This is a genomic window from Flavobacterium soyae (genome assembly GCF_021245985.1).
Classification (GTDB): domain Bacteria; phylum Bacteroidota; class Bacteroidia; order Flavobacteriales; family Flavobacteriaceae; genus Flavobacterium; species Flavobacterium soyae.
Genome location: NZ_JAJQXA010000017.1, coordinates 48,559 through 64,594, shown reverse-complemented (window position 1 = coordinate 64,594; position 16,036 = coordinate 48,559). Strand labels below are relative to the sequence as shown.

The following is a 16,036-nucleotide window of genomic DNA, read 5'->3' as shown; positions in this document are numbered from 1 at the left end:
ATATGAGTTTAGGTAAAGAAATATTATTCTTTTTTGGCGCTTTGGGCGCTTTCAACGGATTTATTCTAAGTCTGTATTTTTTGTTTTTTACCAAGAAAAAATACCTTTCAAATCTGTTTCTTGGTGCACTTTTATTTGCATTAAGTACCAGAATTGCCGTTACCGTTTTTGTATATTTCAATAACAATCTTCACAAAACCTATTTACAAATTGGTCTTTCGGCTGGTTTATTAATCGGGCCGCTTTTATATTGTACTTTAAAATCAGGAATTCAAAATACCATTCCACTAAAATGGAAATCGCATTTAGCCATTTGGATTTTGACTATTTTGATAATTGGTTTTGTATTTCCATACCAAAATTATCCCGTTTTATGGAATGATTATTTTGTGGCTTTTATTTTTCTTCAATGGTTTACTTATATTTTTCTTTCAGGTTTTGAAATCAGGTTATTATTGGAGAAAATAATTCAGAATTACCAAAACACACTTCCGTCAGAAAGATGGTTTGGAACAATTTTTCTGGGAATTGCTTTAGTATTTATATCCTACTTTTTAGGATTTGTGAGAGTTCCGTTTGTTTCCTGTATTACGGGTGCGTTCGCCTTTACTTTTATTTTATACCTGATCATTTTGGTTCTTTTATACCGAACAAGAACCGATGATTTATTCCTGCTCAACATTCAAAAAGACAAAAAACTAAGCGAAGAAGAAGTGGTGATTTTGTCTCAAAAACTGGAAAAAGTAATGAACGAAAAAACATTATACAAAAATCCGAATTTGAGTTTAAAAGATTTATCTCAGGAAATAAATATCCCAAGCTATCAATTGTCGCAGTTTTTAAACAATAATTTAGGAAAGAATTTTACCAGTTTCGTAAACGAATTCAGAATCAATAATGCCTGCGAAATTATCACATCAAATGATAAACTAACTTTAGAATCTGTTGGTTATGATGTAGGTTTTAATTCTAAATCTACATTCTTTGCTGCCTTTAAAAAACATACCGGAACCACACCCTTAAATTACCAGATTCAGACATTACAGCCATAAAACGGAGTATCAATTTATAAATTCGTACTCCTGATTTCGCTTTCGGTTACCTCGTTTCATGGTTTAGAGCTGACTTTTGTCTCTGCAAAAAGTCAAATCCTAATCCCTAAATTTTATGAGGTTTCTAATTCTGGTTTTCATTTATATCTATTTTTTCTTTTTTAATGCTGTCTTGTCAAATGCGCAGACCATTCAAAAAATTTCAGGCAAAGTTGCCAATCGAAATAACGAATTGATGATGGGGAACGTCTCTGTTCTGTCTGTTCGGGATTCTGTAATTATCAAACAGCAGGATTTTTTAGACGGAGTTTTTCAATTATCAGATATCAATCAAAAAGAAATTATTCTAAAACTTACTTCGGCAGAATTTGCAGATAAGTTTATACGCTTAAATTATTCTGGTGCAGCAAACATAGATTTGGGTTCAATTATAGTTTCAGAAAATAACAATCAATTAAACGAAATAGTAGTAAAAAGCCAGCCGTCATTATTAAAATATGGTGCAAACGGAACTATCGATGTTAATGTTACGGGAACGGTTCTCGCAACAAGCAGTTCTGTCAATGAATTATTAGGCCGTGTTCCAAATGTGGTAGTTGCCGAAGGACAAATCAGCGTTCTGGGAAAAGGTGAAGCAATAATTTACCTAAACGGAATCTTGATTAATTATGAACGTTTTGCCGCAATTCCGGTTTCGCAGATTGCAAAAATTGAAGTGATTTCAAATCCGTCTTCAAAATACGATGCCGAAGGAAAAGCAGTTGTCAATATTATTACCAAACAAAATATTGAAAGCGGCATAATGGGATCAGCAAGTCAGCACATAACAGTTTCTAAATTTGCCGGAACAAGTACCAATACACTTTTTGATTTTAATTATTCAAAAGGGAGATTCTCCTTTATAACCAATTATGGCCTGCAATTAGGCAAAGGCCGTGAATTGTTGTACACCACGAGAACGCGCCCGAATCCTGATGAATATATGAGATCAGTTTTAACAACAGACTGGAGAAGGGAATATAATAATTACTCTAATTTTGGATTTGGACTGCAGTATACCTTTTCTCCAAAAAGTTATGTTTCATTAGCTTACAGCGGCAATATTGAAGATTTAGGCGGAGTTGTAGAAAGCAGAAATTCAATCGATAATAATTCAGGAAGTAATTTTTATGCCACAGATATTGCTAAAAATGATGTGCTGCTGAATCAGTTTGTAAACCTGAATTATAATTTGATAACAGACCCAAAAGGTTCGTCGTTGTTTATAGGAACGCAATATTCAAATTACAACGGAACGGTAAGAGATTTTATCGAAGAAAATAGTCTGGTTGATGAAAATAATATTCAAAAATATCTTAAAAACAATGTGGGAAGCACCATAAACATTGCAGCCGCACAAGCCGATTATTCGAAGAAAATAAAGGAAAACACCAAACTCGAAATGGGTGCAAAATATAGTTATGCAACCATAAAATCAGGAACAGATTTTTTAATTGCCAATGCTGATGATGTGAATTTTGAACTGGATGACGAGCTTTCGAGCGATTTTAAATACAACGAAAAAATTGCCGCGGCTTATTTTACTTTTGGAAGTACATTAGGCGAAAAAGTCAATTTTTCGATAGGAGCAAGGACAGAAAGAACAAATTATGATTTGTATACAAATGCAAACGGAATTCAGAAATTTGAAAAAAGTTACGGGAATTTTTTTCCAAACCTGCTTTTAAATTTTGATTTTTCTGAAGACTGGAAAGGACATTTTTCATATGTTTCCAGAATAACACGGCCAAGATATCAGGCATTGAATCCGTATGTTATTTATCAGGATCCGTTTACGACAATTGAAGGAAACCCTAATTTGCTTCCCGAAAAAGTCCACGCTTTTGAAATTGGAACAATGTATAAAAAGTTTGATTTTAAAATGGGCTATACTTATAAAATAGACCCGATTTCGGCAGCAGCTTTGCGCGGTGATACTCCAAACAGCTATATTTTGAGATCATTAAATTTAGAAAAAGAGCATACCTTTTTTACTTCGCTTTCAAGGTCATTCAATGTCAAATGGTGGAATTCTACCAATACCGTAAGTATGAATTTAACGAAAGCAATAGACAATTTTTATGAATACGCTATGGGACCGGTTAAGCCGCAGATCTATTTGTATTCGAATAATACATTTACAATTCCGGATCTTTTTAAAGTACAATTACTTGCCTGGTATTTAGGAAACAAAAGTTATGGCTTGCGAAGTGATAATTCCCGCTCAACAGTAACTTTAGGAATCGAAAGAAATTTTTTTAAAGATGCCTTAAAACTAAATTTTACGGCAAACGATATCTTTCACAAGTTCATGGTTTCGGGCGATTATGAAGTCGGGCAAACTCAAATATATTATCACCGAACGTATACTTCAAATTATTTTAAGCTAATTGCGACGTACAGTTTCGGGAATTCAAAAAAAACAACTTATAAAAAATCTGAAATTGAGCAGTCAGAGAATAATAGGGCGAGGTAAATAAATTGCACGCAGATTAAACTGATTTACACAGATTTTATTTTTATACATATCTATTTGTCATCCTGAGCGAAGTCGAAGGAACGAAAGAAGCTCGACAATCTAAAGTTAATGCTTTTTGTGACTTTGATTGTTAGAGAATAATAGGGTGAGGTAAAAATTTTAAATCAAGATTTGTTTTTTAATAACAAATACACTAGTATAATATTCAATATAAAAATCAAAACAAGTACCAATTGAATTCAAATTTCATCAAACTGAATGAATTTTTCATTATTAGAGATTAGTATCAATGTGCAAAAATATTAAAACGGAATAATTAATTTTAAATTTAGTTTTTTCATTGATGTTAAATTTAATAGTTTCTCAGCAGATTTGTTTCAATAGAATCGTCTTGTTCATTCCAGTACTTACTGTAAAAATTGTTTGTTTCCATTAATTTCTCATGATTCCCGGATTCCGTTATCGTTTTATTTTCTAAAATATAAATGCTATCGGCTATATTTTTGAGTTTATTTAAGCGATGCGAAATAAATAAAACAGCACAATCCTGTTTTATTTTTTGAAGTAACGTCATTGTAAAATTCTCAGTATTTCGATCCATTGCAGAAGTTGCTTCATCCAGAATTAAAAATTGTGGTTTTTTATATAATGCCCGAGCAAAAGCAATAAGCTGCTTTTGTCCCCCGCTTAAATTGACTCCCTCTTCTCCAAGAATGGTCATTAATCCTTGTGGTAGTTGATTGAAATAAATATCAAAACCATATTCAGTAGTAAAGGTTAAAATGTTTTCAGCAGTTTCACTTTCTCCAAGTAGAATATTGTCAATTACGTTTCCATTAAAAATTGTAATTTCCTGAGGAATTACACTTAATAAATCTCTATAGTTTTTAAGTCCAATTTTATGAAGTTCGTGTTTATTATTTACAATTATATTTCCATTTTCAAATGAATAAAAACGTTGCAAAATCTGCCCTAATGTGCTTTTTCCACTTCCACTTTCTCCAACAATGGCAGTAAGTTTTCCCTTTTCAACTGTAATATTTACATCATGAAAAAGTTCACTTCTCCCTGCAAACCTAAAAGAAAGGTTTTGAATCGAGATTTTCTCAATTTCAAAAATTTGAAGACCATTTTCATGTTCTTTTTCAATTGATGCAAATTCATACATTCTATTAAATGCAATTTTAGCCTCATTTATTGGAATTGAAATCAAAGCCAAATTTGCTATTGAAGGAAGTAATGAACCTGTGATTCCTAAAATTGCCATCAATTCACCAATTTTAATTTCTTTATTAAATACTTGTATAGAGGTGTAAATTAAAATACCAATAACGAATACTACATTAGCCAAACCAGATTGCCAGGAAAGAGTAATGTTGATTTTTCCGAGATTAACTATTTTTTCCTGATAATTGGCAAAAATATTTCGGTTTAACTTGTTGAAGATGCTTTGTTTATTGTCATTTTTTATAGTTGAAACTCCTTGAATACTATTAATGAAATTACTTTCATTATAAGCATAGCTCTGCATTATATCCTTTTGCGAATTTATGATTTTCTCGTTGTTTCGATAAATAATATAAAAATATATGGGCAGGCTTATAATTAAAATTATACCCAGTTTCCAGGAATATGTAAACAGGAAAATTAATGAAATGATTATAGACAAGACATCTATTATTAAAGAATTAGAAAGTGTTTTTATCACATTTTGTATACGCTGAGTATCATTTAATCTGGATACAAGTTCACCTGTTTGACGTGTATCAAAAAAAGGCTTTGGCAGCTGTAATAATGAAGAGAAAAAAATATTATTGATGCGATTATTAAAATCTTTCGATTGTTGTAATGTAAAATATTGCCTTAAAACAGATATTCCAACTCGTGCAAAGAGCAAAATAGCTAATAAGATAATGCCAGAAATTAATTTTTTTATATTGTTTGACGGGAGAATATCATCAATTAGTTTTTGAGAAAACAATGCCATTGCCAGCCCTAATCCGGTAACTAAAATACCAAGCAGAATAGAAATTGCAATTAATTTATAGTCGTCTTTTAATATATCTAAGAACCATTTCTTCTGATCATTTTGCTTTACTTTTTGAGTTATAAAATTGGTATTTGGTATTAGCGTCAAACAGGTCTTTGAAATCCATATTTTTTCTAATTCTTGCTCGGATAAATTGTAAATTCCTTTTCCCGGATCTCCAATTAAGAATCCTTCTTTTTCATTGTAACTATAACAAACAATATAATGTTGCAATTGGTTGATTATAGTATGTAAAATTAAGGGTTGCTTATGGTCAATCAGGGCTTGCATATCGGCTTTGCAGCCATCAGCCGTGAAACCTAATTGGTTTGCTGCCTGATACAAACCTAGCATTGTAGTTCCCTGCTTCGTTGTACCACTTAATTCTCTAATTTTTTCTACAGAGTCACTGCCTTTATAAAACTTTATAATTGATAATAAACTGGCTGCACCACAATCTGATTGATCGAGTTGTAATGTATGAGTTTTTTGGATGTGTTTTAAATTCATTATTCAGCATTCAATTTTTTAATCAAGATTTCTGGTTTTGTCTGCCCTTTTATTTTTTCAACTAGATTTTTATTTTTGTTGTACAGTACTAGGCTGGGTAGTGAATTTATATCAAATGTAGAAGCGAAAGTATTTTTGCTATCATATAGAAAATAAATATTATCATAATTAATTAGTTGATGATTTTGGGCAAATTTTTTAATTTGCTTGATGTTCTCAAATGAAATAAAGATGATTTGAATATTTTCAAACTTCTTTATGTTTTCATGTATCATTTGTGCTTCCTCGCTGCAATATTCACACTCTGTATTGAAATAAATAAAAATAGCTGGAGTTTCTGTCATTAAATTTTGATTGGTGAAAACTCCTCCTTTTATATTTTGATATAAAAAATTAGGAATCGTTTTTATATGCTTTTTTATTTCATTTTTATAAGTTATTTTATTGACAATCCTGTAACCTAAAAAAAGCAAAACACTAATAAATAATAGCGCAAGAATTATTTTTATTGGCTTTCTCATTGTTTTTGTTCTCTCTTTAGTAGTAAGGAAATTATGAAACAAGTCCCTGACAAAATTGAAATTAAAGTTTGAATAAATTCTGCACTATAAAAAAAATACCTAACGATATTTATAATAATAAAAAGGGTGCATATTAAAAGGAAAATTTTTCTGAGTAATGACATTTTAGGGATAATTAAGTGTAAAAAACATTACTGTGGTTACCCACAATAAGAGACTTGGTATATAACTTAGCGCAACGATTTTTAATCCATAATCTGCATTTGTATTGGTTAGTTTACCTATCTCATAACCTAGATAAATAATATAAAAGAGTTCAAATAGATTTAGAACTTGAAAAGGATAAATGAACCAGTTTTCTAAATCTTTATAACCTACAATGTTTAACGCTGAGAGTGGATAGAAATATTGAATATCTTCTAAAGTATAATAGGTTTGAAAAAAATAAAACCATATAATTTTAAAAATAGGTACTAATAAAAAGATAAATTCTGCTTTTAAAACAAAATTTAAAATGATAATAAATTTTAAATTTTTATTAGATAAAAATAAGCCAATATAAATAATGGAAGATATTGCTGAAGTTTTTAGTAATAGTAAAATTGGAAGAAAAATATAATTAATCCATTCCCACTTTTTTTGAATATCAATAATCTCCTTGACTTGTTTAATTGTGAATTGTTGAGAAAGAGAATTGTAAATTAATTCATAAAAAGGTATGGACTTTTTAAAAATTTCGCCAATTAAAATTGTTCCAATTGAAAGGATTAACCATTTTACGAATGGATATTTCATAAGTACGAACTGTTAAATAATAAGATCCATAATTGCTCTTAATAAATAATTAAAGGTTTAATATGGAATCCTCTATTGTATAAATGGTTTTAGAGATTAGTAAATAGGAAAAACTATTGTTAAATAATTTTATAAGTTTTATTTTGAATTTATCTTATTGCATAAACTATAAGCTCAATGCCAGTCATTCCCAGTGTAGAAATTATCATTTTTTTATTTTGGCACTATAAACTGAGAATAGAATGAGTATAATACCTAATGTGGTTACTATAACAGAAATAAGATCACCTTTAAAAAATATATAATTTAATAGTTGTAATAATATTACTGTAATGCATATAAATGCAAAATACTTTTTTTTCATTTTAAAATTTAATTAAAAAACAATACTAAAATAATCTCTGATTGTTCTTTTAATCTAAATAGTATTAATAATCTGAATTATACACTAAATGGAATATTAATTTAAATACTAAAATCTATGCTTGCAGTATTTTTTTCTTTTAAAAATAATCCATAGAAAGACTTAAAAATAATTATTCAAAAGAAAAATCAGAAATTATTCAATAAAATAATCAATTAGCAACTTCTCATCATTCCAAATACGTTTAATCCCATTCCCGCTCCCCAAATTACTAAACCAACACCACCAGTTACTGCTCCAATTGTCAATGCACCCAAAATTAATCCAGCTCCTGCAGCTACACAATCAATAGATCCACTACTACTATTTGTACTATTGTCATATGCAGTGGCATCCTTTAATTGTATATTAGCTCCTGCTAATAAATTCTCCATCTGATTTAATTCTAATTTTTTCATAGTTAAATAAATTTAGTTGTTAATATTTAATTTATAATTACCAAATTTATGATGAATCAAAAAAGAGTCTTAACCGAAAATCGGTTAATTAAAACCTAAATTCGAATAATTTTAATATTTTTTATGTTGTTAGATTTAGTTCTCAAAATATAATTCTTTAAAATATTTCATGTTCCAAAGAGGAATTATAAAAAGAAAAATATCATTCTTTTTAAGTACATTTTTTCTTGATAACCTATAATAATCTGTAAAAAGTCTATAGATGTAATAAAATACCATTAGTACAAAAAAAGCAATTGAATCTCCCTTCTTTGCAAAATAGTATAACAATGGGATTGGTAATAATATTTGAAAGTAATAAACAAGTAAATTTTTCATTTTGTATTGAAAATTTGGATAGAAATAATTTGGAAACACTGTATTTAATCCTAGTTGTTTTATTCTTGTTGAAATATTTTTGATATAAAAGATAAGATGTTGTACTGCGAATTATAATTGAAAAAAATTGACTTAATAATTTCATTCCAGTTTTGAACCCATTATTTATGATTTCATAAATTCCAAAGATTACGAAACATAGATACATCAAAATCAATATTATTATGATTGTTTTTTTAATGTTGGCATTATTAATTGTATTAAGTGATACCGTAAAATTATCACTTCTAAGGATTTATTTTTAGTCTAAAATCGGTTAATTAAAACCTAAATCTGAATAATTGTAAATTAAATCTTATATTTATATTTAAAAAAATATTAATCATGAATATTGTTGTAGGAAATAATTTAAAAATATTGCGTAAAGCCAAAAATATGTCACAAGAAGAGGTTGCAGATCATTTAAATATTTCGCAATCTGCTTATGCAAGGATGGAGCGGGGAGAAAGTACTTCTTGGGCAATTCATTTTAATAAAATCTGTCAGGTTTTTGAGATCAGTCCAGAAGAATTAGTTAAAAAGGAATTAGGTATTGCTGCTTATGAAAGTTTGATGAATCCAGATCGTCAAACGGAAATTGCAATGTTGGGTGTTTACAGAAAAATAATAAAGAAATATGAATTGGAAATTCAAGATTTAAAAACAATTATTAAATATTTGAATAAGGGTAAAAACTAAAAAGGCTTCACTATTAAGCGAAGCCTTTTCAAAATATATCTGAATTTTAATAATAAAGTATTAATTTAACTCTTTAGTCACGATCTGCATAGTTTCGCGGCTCACTTGTTTTAATAAAACCTCTTTGTTTTCTTCAACTGTTTGTGCAGCATTTTCTGTAAAGTGACGAATAGTATAAAGTGTTACATTTTCGCTGTAATCTACTTTGAATTTTTTAGAAAGAATCGCATTCAAATCATTAAAATTTCCAAATTTATCTTCTACACAAACAGAAAAACTAATCGCAGAGTTTTGAATCAGGTTTACTTTGATTTTAAATTCGTGGAATAATCCGAAAATCTCACTAATATTTTCTTCCATAATGAAAGAGAAATCAATAGACGAAAGTGAGATTAAAAGCTGTTCTCTCTTTACAATAAAACAAGGATATTGCGGCTCCAAATCAACACCTTTAGAAACGCAAGTTCCTTTTAATAACGGGTTGATAAATGATTTTACGTACAACGGAATTTCTTTTTTCTGTAACGGCTGTAATGTTTTTGGGTGAATAACCGTTGCTCCGTAAAACGCCAATTCGATTGCTTCACGATACGAAATTTGGTTTAACAAACTCGCATTTTCAAAATAACGAGGATCGGCATTCATAACACCCGGAACATCTTTCCAGATTGTTACACTTTCGGCATTTAAGCAGTAAGCAAAAATTCCTGCAGTATAATCTGAACCTTCCCGGCCTAAAGTAGTAGTAAAATTATTTTCATCGGCACCTAAAAATCCCTGAGTGATATTTAATTGCTTTCTTGGTACATTTTTGCTAATATTTTGTTGCGTAGTTTCCCAGTCAACTTCGGCGTCTCTGTAATTTGCATTTGTTTTGATGAAATTACGAACATCAAGCCATTGCGTCTGAATTCCTCTGAAATTCATATAATGACTTAAAATATTAGTAGAAATCAATTCTCCAAAACTTACAACCTGATCGTAAACAAAATTGTAATTTGGGGATTTATTATGTGCCAAAAAATACTCTAATTCTGAAAACTGCTCATTAATTGCAGCAAAAACAGCATGTTTTTCATCATCAAATAAATCTAATAAAATTTGATTGTGATATTTTTTTATTTCTTGTACAGATGAATTCAGTTCTGCCGATTTATCAAAATAATTCTTGATTACAACCTCAAGAGCATTTGTGGTTTTCCCCATTGCTGAAACAACCAAAATCACATCTTCGTAACCCACTTTTTGTAAAACGTCGTATACGTTTTTAATTCCTTCAGCATCCTTTACTGATGCACCACCAAATTTAAATACTCTCATTTTTAATTTTAGATTTTTAATTTTAGATTTCAGATTTAATGAAATCTGGTATTTCTTTATATTTTTTTGCCACAGATTATAGGGATTAAAATGATTTTACAATCTGTGTCGGTTTGCCACGAATTTCACAAATTTCCACTAATTTAATTCGTGGCAAATAAAATTTATAATTTTTCTAAGAACGAATTAATTCCCGTTTCATCCATTTGAACAACCTGCCAGCCATCAAGAATTCTCGCGCCAGAATTCTTATAAAAATTAACAGCTGGAGTATTCCAGTCTAAAACATTCCATTCAACTCTTCGAACATTGTCTCTTTTTCCCTGTTTCATTATTTCGGCATAAAGTGCAGATCCTAAACCGGTACCGCGCATTTTTTCCTTCACAATTAAATCTTCAAGATGTATTGTTTTTCCTTTCCAGGTCGAATAGCGGTAATAATATAATGCAATTCCAACTATTTCTTGTCCTGTTTCACTTTCGTTTGAATCAATCTCAGCTACAAAAACCTGAAAAAGAGGTTTTTCTCCAAATCCGTCACGTACTAAATCTTCCTCTGTAATGACAACGGCATCAGGTTCTTTTTCGAATATTGCCAGCTCCTGAATTAACCCCAAAACCGATTTCATGTCTTCAGGATTTCCTTTTCTAATATTCATATATTCCTATTATTAATCACTTATTAGCTAAAAATGTATTTTATTGTACGGTACTTTTTACTATTAATTAGCAAATATACAATAGTAGCAAACTAACAAAATAATTTTTAAATCATTCTCACAAAATAAGCGATATTTGTGACTTAAAATTAAAACTATAACGATATAGCAATGGAAGAACGCAATAAAACACTGGGAGAGTTTATTATTGAGAACCAAAAAGCATTTCAGTATTCGTCGGGAGAGCTTTCCCGGATTATCAACTCTATTCGTTTGGCAGCAAAGGTTGTCAATCATAAAGTAAACCAGGCTGGATTAGTGGATATTATTGGCGCCGCAGGCGAGCGAAATATTCAGGGAGAAGACCAGCAGAAATTAGATGTCTATGCAAACGAAGTATTTATCCAGACGTTAATAAACCGTGAGATTGTCTGTGGTATTGCTTCTGAAGAAAACGACGATTTTATAACTGTTCAGGGGAGCGACAACAGTCATAATAATAAGTACGTGATCTTAATGGATCCGCTTGACGGATCTTCAAACATTGATGTAAATGTTTCTGTGGGAAGTATTTTTTCTGTTTTTAGAAGAATTACACCAATAGGAACTCCGGTAACAAGCGAGGATTTTTTACAGCCGGGAATCAATCAGGTTGCAGCCGGATATGTAATTTATGGAACTTCGACAATGCTGGTTTATACAACCGGATATGGTGTAAACGGATTTACATTGAATCCGGCAATTGGTACATTTTACCTTTCGCATCCTAATATGAAATTTCCAAAAGATGGAAGTATCTATTCAATAAACGAAGGAAACTATATCCATTTTCCGCAGGGAGTAAAAAACTATATCAAATATTGTCAGCGTGAAGAAGAAGACAGACCTTATACTTCAAGATATATAGGGAGTTTAGTGGCCGATTTTCATCGAAATATGATTAAAGGCGGCATCTATCTTTATCCAACAAGTTCAAAAGCACCAAAAGGGAAATTACGTTTATTGTATGAATGTAATCCAATGGCATTTCTTGCAGAACAAGCCGGAGGAAAAGCAACTGACGGTTTTGGAAGAATTATGGAAATCCAGCCGACAGAACTGCACCAAAGAGTTCCGTTTTTCTGCGGGAGCTATAATATGGTAGAAAAGGCTGAGGAGTTTATGGCAACAGCGGAGTAAGTATTCAGTTTACTGTCACAGTCGCAGTTTTCAGATAAAGCAAACCCGACAGGTTTTTAAAACCTGTCGGGTTTAAAATTTTTCGTATTCTCACATTTCAACCGGACTAAAGTCCAGTTGAAATGAAGAAATGTATAACATTAATCATTTCGAAATTAAGCAAAACCAAATTTGCATTAAAAGTATGCTTTTGAATAAAAAAAGAAACCCGACAGATTTTAAAACCTGTCGGGTTTATATTTTAGTTAGAGTTCAATTTCAGGATCAGTTAAAACTGAACACTGAACACTATTTATTCATATTCTCCATTTCGAAAAGGAAAGTATCTAAGTCTACTTTTTTGTCAATTAAAGACAATGCTTTACTAATAATATAATTTACATTTCCTGGAGTAAAACCTAAAGCCAATCCCATACGGATTAACATAACTTCCTGCTGGTCTCCTAAATGATGGTCAACATGAATCATCCTAGCCAAATCATACAAACGCTCTAATCGCTGCGAGTATAAATACGGCGGATTTATTGGATATTTCAAAGGATTTGTAAGAATCTCAGTATATTCTTCTTCTGAAATTTCTAATCTTGAAGCTAATTTGTCCAAAAAGTCTTTTTCTTCTGGACTTACTTTTCCGTCAGCAAACGCTACACGCACAATTGCAGAGAAATGACCTCTGTTTCTTTGTTTGAATTCGTTATCAAATAATTCTGAAAATGGCATAATTATAATAAGTTTTTATTGAACAAAGATAAATCTTATTTTAATTTAACAATTTTAAATTTCTCATAAATTTAACTTATTTTTACTTGTTGTTTTTAAGAATTCGCATCGTAAATTCTTCAAAATAAATCGTAAGTTTACAACCCCTAATCATTTAATAGTATTCCCTGTATGTCGCAATTTTGGATTTATTTTCAAATAGGATTAAAGCATGTATTAGATATCAACGCTTACGATCACGTTCTTTTTTTAATCGCCTTAACTGTTCCGTATTCTTTTAAAGACTGGAAACGTATTTTGCTTTTAGTTTCGGTTTTTACAATCGGTCACACATTAGCCCTGATACTGTCTGTTTTCGGAATAATTGCCATAAAAGTAAATATCGTTGAATTTTTAATCCCGATTACGATTTTGATCACGGCATTGTATCATCTTTTTACCGCAGGAAAAGCAGCTAAAAATGACGGCGTAAATGTGATATTTTTTGTGACTTTGTTCTTTGGAATTATACACGGACTTGGATTCTCAAACTATTTTAAAACGATTTTAGGAGGATCGCCAAGTTCAAAATTATTGCCTTTAGGAGAATTTGCTTTAGGAATCGAAGCCGCACAATTGGTAGTTGTTTTTGTAGTTTTGGTAATCTCTTATATAGTTCAGACAGTATTTCGTTTTTCAAAACGCGATTGGGCGCTTGTAATGTCGGCTTTTATTATTGGAGTTGTAATCCCAATGATTATTGAAAGTCCAATTTGGAACAGATAAAATAAATGGAAGTAAAAAAATTAAATAAATACGATAAAGCTTATTTGCGAATTGCTAAAGAATGGAGTTTATTATCCTACTGCAAGCGAAAACAAGTTGGAGCCATTATCGTAAAAGACAGAATGATCATTTCTGACGGCTACAACGGAACGCCATCGGGATTTGAAAATTGCTGCGAAGATGAAGAAGGATTAACTCGCTGGGATGTTTTGCACGCCGAGGCAAATGCAATCTTAAAAGTAGCCAGATCAACGCAGTCTTGTGAAGGTGCAACGTTGTACATAACGCTTTCACCTTGCAAAGAATGCAGTAAATTAATACATCAATCCGGAATAAAAAGAGTGGTGTATAAAGATGGATATCGCGATGATTCGGGAATTCAGTTTTTAATAAAAGCGGGTATCGAAGTAGAGCATATTCCTGTTTTAGAAGAATAATGAAATTTAACCCAAAATATCTGCCAATGATTATCGGGGCAACTCTTGCTCTCGGAATCGTAATGGGAAGTTTAACAAACGCTTCTACAGATGATCAGCTTTTGGCCAAAAATTACTCCAAAACCAAGCTGAATAAACTGATTGATTTTATCAATACTGAATATGTTGACAGTGTCAACACAGATTCGATTGTAAACCTTACAGTCGATAATATACTCTCAAAATTAGATCCGCATTCTGTTTATATTCCGCCAAGCGAACAAGCCGAAGTTGCCGAAAGTATGAAAGGTGATTTCGTTGGGATTGGGATCAATTTCTATATGTACAAAGATTCTGTTGCGATTATAAAACCAGTCGAAAATGGGCCTTCTGCGAAAGCAGGATTAAAATCGGGCGATAGGATTTTATATGCCGGAAAAACTAAATTGTATGGAAGAAGATTACCATCTGACAGTTTGTTTTCTAAATTAAAAGGAATCAAAGGTTCTGAAATTGAATTGACCGTTTTTAGAAAATCGGAACAAAAGAAACTGAAGTTTAAAATTAAAAGAGATGTTATTCCGATAAAAAGTGTCGATGCATCATTATTAATTGGAAATAATACAGGTTACATCAAAATCAATCGTTTTGCCGAAACCACTTTTAATGAGTTCAAAACAGGTTTAACACGTTTAAAACAAAAAGGAATTCAGTCGCTTGTAATAGATCTTCGCGATAATGGCGGCGGTTATATGGAAGAGGCGATTGCCATTGCCGATGAATTTTTAAAAGACAAACAGTTAATTGTTTTTACCAAAAATAAAAACGGAACGACTGAAAAAACATACGCCACAAAAGCCGGAAGTTTTGAAACCGGAAAAGTATATGTATTAATTAATGAAAACAGTGCATCTGCAAGTGAAATTCTGGCTGGAGCAATTCAGGACAGCGATCGCGGAACCATTGTTGGGCGTCGTTCATTCGGAAAAGGTTTAGTACAGCGCGAAATGGATTTTAACGATGGATCTGCCGTTCGTTTGACGGTTGCGAGATATTACACACCAACCGGAAGATCAATTCAAAAACCGTATAAAAAAGGAAATGAAGAATACTTTAAAGAATCTGAATCAAGAATAAATTCTGGCGAATTGTACGCAAAAGACAGTATAAAAGTGGCCGATTCTTTAAAGTTCAAAACTCCAAAAGGTAAAATCGTTTACGGCGGCGGCGGAATCGTTCCGGATGTTTTTGTTCCGATGGAGGCAGAGCACGGAAACGAAAATGTTGCTTATTTACTTCAAACCGGAATCGTTGGTCATTTTGTTTTTGAAGAATTAGATAAAAACCGAAATGCTTTTGCAGGACTTAATTTTGCTGCGTTTTTAGAAAAAATGAAAAGTTCTGATGCTTATTTCAAAAAGTTTAAAAACTATATTTTAATGACAGGTTTAGATCTAAAATTAGACAAAACCAAAGCATTGGTAAACCGATATATCACTGCAGAATTTGCCCGTCAATTGTATGGCGAAATGTATTATTATGATGTTATTTTAAAAGACGATGCCATGATAAAAACAATTTTGAACCAAAAGAAGTAATCTTTAAATTCTAATG

The 16,036-nt window shown here is 31.0% G+C and carries 14 protein-coding genes; 7 read left to right on the top strand and 7 right to left on the bottom strand.

Features of this window, described 5'->3' with window-relative positions; all coding sequences use genetic code 11:
* Positions 1–2: 2 nt before the first annotated feature.
* Both LUU93_RS18090 and LUU93_RS18085 read left to right on the top strand, forming a co-directional pair.
* Positions 3–1,052, top strand: a complete 1,050-nt coding sequence (locus LUU93_RS18090) for a helix-turn-helix domain-containing protein (protein ID WP_232682563.1) — start codon at positions 3–5, stop codon at positions 1,050–1,052.
* Between the two features lie 115 nt (positions 1,053–1,167).
* Complete coding sequence (locus tag LUU93_RS18085) at positions 1,168–3,567, top strand: TonB-dependent receptor domain-containing protein (protein ID WP_232682562.1); 2,400 nt, start codon at positions 1,168–1,170, stop codon at positions 3,565–3,567.
* A gap of 355 nt (positions 3,568–3,922) precedes the next feature.
* Here the strand turns inward: LUU93_RS18085 and LUU93_RS18080 are convergent, their stop codons facing one another.
* The 4 genes from LUU93_RS18080 to LUU93_RS18065 all read right to left on the bottom strand — a co-directional run bounded on the left by LUU93_RS18080 (position 3,923) and on the right by LUU93_RS18065 (position 8,247).
* Positions 3,923–6,109: a peptidase domain-containing ABC transporter gene (locus LUU93_RS18080; RefSeq protein ID WP_232682561.1), complete on the bottom strand. Its 2,187-nt coding sequence runs from the start codon at positions 6,107–6,109 to the stop codon at positions 3,923–3,925.
* The gene (locus LUU93_RS18075; RefSeq protein WP_232682560.1) at positions 6,109–6,630 is read right to left on the bottom strand and encodes a peroxiredoxin family protein; all 522 of its coding nucleotides are present in this window, start codon (positions 6,628–6,630) and stop codon (positions 6,109–6,111) included. The genes LUU93_RS18080 and LUU93_RS18075 overlap by 1 nt, the downstream gene beginning before the upstream one ends.
* Before the next feature lie 165 nt (positions 6,631–6,795).
* Entirely contained in the window at positions 6,796–7,425 is a 630-nt protein-coding gene (locus LUU93_RS18070) for a hypothetical protein (protein WP_232682559.1), read from the bottom strand.
* Between the two features lie 579 nt (positions 7,426–8,004).
* Entirely contained in the window at positions 8,005–8,247 is a 243-nt protein-coding gene (locus LUU93_RS18065; RefSeq protein WP_232682558.1) for a hypothetical protein, read from the bottom strand.
* Positions 8,248–9,009: 762 nt separating this feature from the next.
* On the opposite strand from LUU93_RS18065, the gene LUU93_RS18060 reads away from it, so the two are divergent.
* Positions 9,010–9,363 carry a helix-turn-helix domain-containing protein gene (locus LUU93_RS18060; RefSeq protein ID WP_232682557.1) on the top strand — a complete coding sequence of 118 codons (354 nt, stop codon included), beginning with the start codon at positions 9,010–9,012 and terminating at the stop codon, positions 9,361–9,363.
* 60 nt (positions 9,364–9,423) lie between these two features.
* Here the strand turns inward: LUU93_RS18060 and LUU93_RS18055 are convergent, their stop codons facing one another.
* A complete protein-coding gene (locus tag LUU93_RS18055; protein ID WP_232682556.1) occupies positions 9,424–10,683 on the bottom strand; it encodes an aspartate kinase in 1,260 nt (419 codons plus the stop codon).
* 164 nt (positions 10,684–10,847) lie between these two features.
* Positions 10,848–11,342, bottom strand: coding sequence for a GNAT family N-acetyltransferase (locus LUU93_RS18050; RefSeq protein ID WP_232682555.1), 495 nt, complete (start codon positions 11,340–11,342; stop codon positions 10,848–10,850).
* A 171-nt stretch (positions 11,343–11,513) separates the two neighbouring features.
* Here LUU93_RS18050 and fbp point away from each other — a divergent pair, with 171 nt between their 5' ends.
* On the top strand, positions 11,514–12,521 hold the full coding sequence (gene fbp, locus LUU93_RS18045; RefSeq protein ID WP_232682554.1) for a class 1 fructose-bisphosphatase: 1,008 nt from the start codon (positions 11,514–11,516) through the stop codon (positions 12,519–12,521).
* A 288-nt stretch (positions 12,522–12,809) separates the two neighbouring features.
* On the opposite strand, the gene LUU93_RS18040 is transcribed toward fbp, so the two are convergent.
* The gene (locus LUU93_RS18040; RefSeq protein WP_232682553.1) at positions 12,810–13,241 is read right to left on the bottom strand and encodes a tellurite resistance TerB family protein; all 432 of its coding nucleotides are present in this window, start codon (positions 13,239–13,241) and stop codon (positions 12,810–12,812) included.
* A gap of 171 nt (positions 13,242–13,412) precedes the next feature.
* On the opposite strand from LUU93_RS18040, the gene LUU93_RS18035 reads away from it, so the two are divergent.
* The 3 genes from LUU93_RS18035 to LUU93_RS18025 are packed head-to-tail and all read left to right on the top strand — an operon-like array spanning position 13,413 to position 16,020.
* Complete coding sequence (locus LUU93_RS18035) at positions 13,413–14,006, top strand: HupE/UreJ family protein (RefSeq protein WP_232682552.1); 594 nt, start codon at positions 13,413–13,415, stop codon at positions 14,004–14,006.
* A gap of 5 nt (positions 14,007–14,011) precedes the next feature.
* A complete protein-coding gene (locus tag LUU93_RS18030; RefSeq protein WP_232682551.1) occupies positions 14,012–14,443 on the top strand; it encodes a deoxycytidylate deaminase in 432 nt (143 codons plus the stop codon).
* Positions 14,443–16,020: a S41 family peptidase gene (locus LUU93_RS18025; RefSeq protein ID WP_232682550.1), complete on the top strand. Its 1,578-nt coding sequence runs from the start codon at positions 14,443–14,445 to the stop codon at positions 16,018–16,020. Before LUU93_RS18030 ends, LUU93_RS18025 begins: the two co-directional genes overlap by 1 nt.
* Positions 16,021–16,036 lie beyond the last annotated feature (16 nt).

Excerpts from the sequence above, each read along its gene's own strand:
- LUU93_RS18090 (WP_232682563.1), top strand. The coding sequence starts at position 3 with ATGAGTTTAGGTAAAGAAATATTATTCTTTTTTGGCGCTTTGGGCGCT.
- LUU93_RS18080 (WP_232682561.1), bottom strand. The coding sequence starts at position 6,109 with ATGAATTTAAAACACATCCAAAAAACTCATACATTACAACTCGATCAA.
- LUU93_RS18030 (WP_232682551.1), top strand. The coding sequence starts at position 14,012 with ATGGAAGTAAAAAAATTAAATAAATACGATAAAGCTTATTTGCGAATT.
- LUU93_RS18070 (WP_232682559.1), bottom strand. The coding sequence starts at position 7,425 with ATGAAATATCCATTCGTAAAATGGTTAATCCTTTCAATTGGAACAATT.
- LUU93_RS18025 (WP_232682550.1), top strand. The coding sequence starts at position 14,443 with ATGAAATTTAACCCAAAATATCTGCCAATGATTATCGGGGCAACTCTT.
- fbp (WP_232682554.1), top strand. The coding sequence starts at position 11,514 with ATGGAAGAACGCAATAAAACACTGGGAGAGTTTATTATTGAGAACCAA.
- LUU93_RS18060 (WP_232682557.1), top strand. The coding sequence starts at position 9,010 with ATGAATATTGTTGTAGGAAATAATTTAAAAATATTGCGTAAAGCCAAA.
- LUU93_RS18035 (WP_232682552.1), top strand. The coding sequence starts at position 13,413 with ATGTCGCAATTTTGGATTTATTTTCAAATAGGATTAAAGCATGTATTA.
- LUU93_RS18065 (WP_232682558.1), bottom strand. The coding sequence starts at position 8,247 with ATGAAAAAATTAGAATTAAATCAGATGGAGAATTTATTAGCAGGAGCT.
- LUU93_RS18055 (WP_232682556.1), bottom strand. The coding sequence starts at position 10,683 with ATGAGAGTATTTAAATTTGGTGGTGCATCAGTAAAGGATGCTGAAGGA.
- LUU93_RS18075 (WP_232682560.1), bottom strand. The coding sequence starts at position 6,630 with ATGAGAAAGCCAATAAAAATAATTCTTGCGCTATTATTTATTAGTGTT.
- LUU93_RS18050 (WP_232682555.1), bottom strand. The coding sequence starts at position 11,342 with ATGAATATTAGAAAAGGAAATCCTGAAGACATGAAATCGGTTTTGGGG.
- LUU93_RS18040 (WP_232682553.1), bottom strand. The coding sequence starts at position 13,241 with ATGCCATTTTCAGAATTATTTGATAACGAATTCAAACAAAGAAACAGA.
- LUU93_RS18085 (WP_232682562.1), top strand. The coding sequence starts at position 1,168 with ATGAGGTTTCTAATTCTGGTTTTCATTTATATCTATTTTTTCTTTTTT.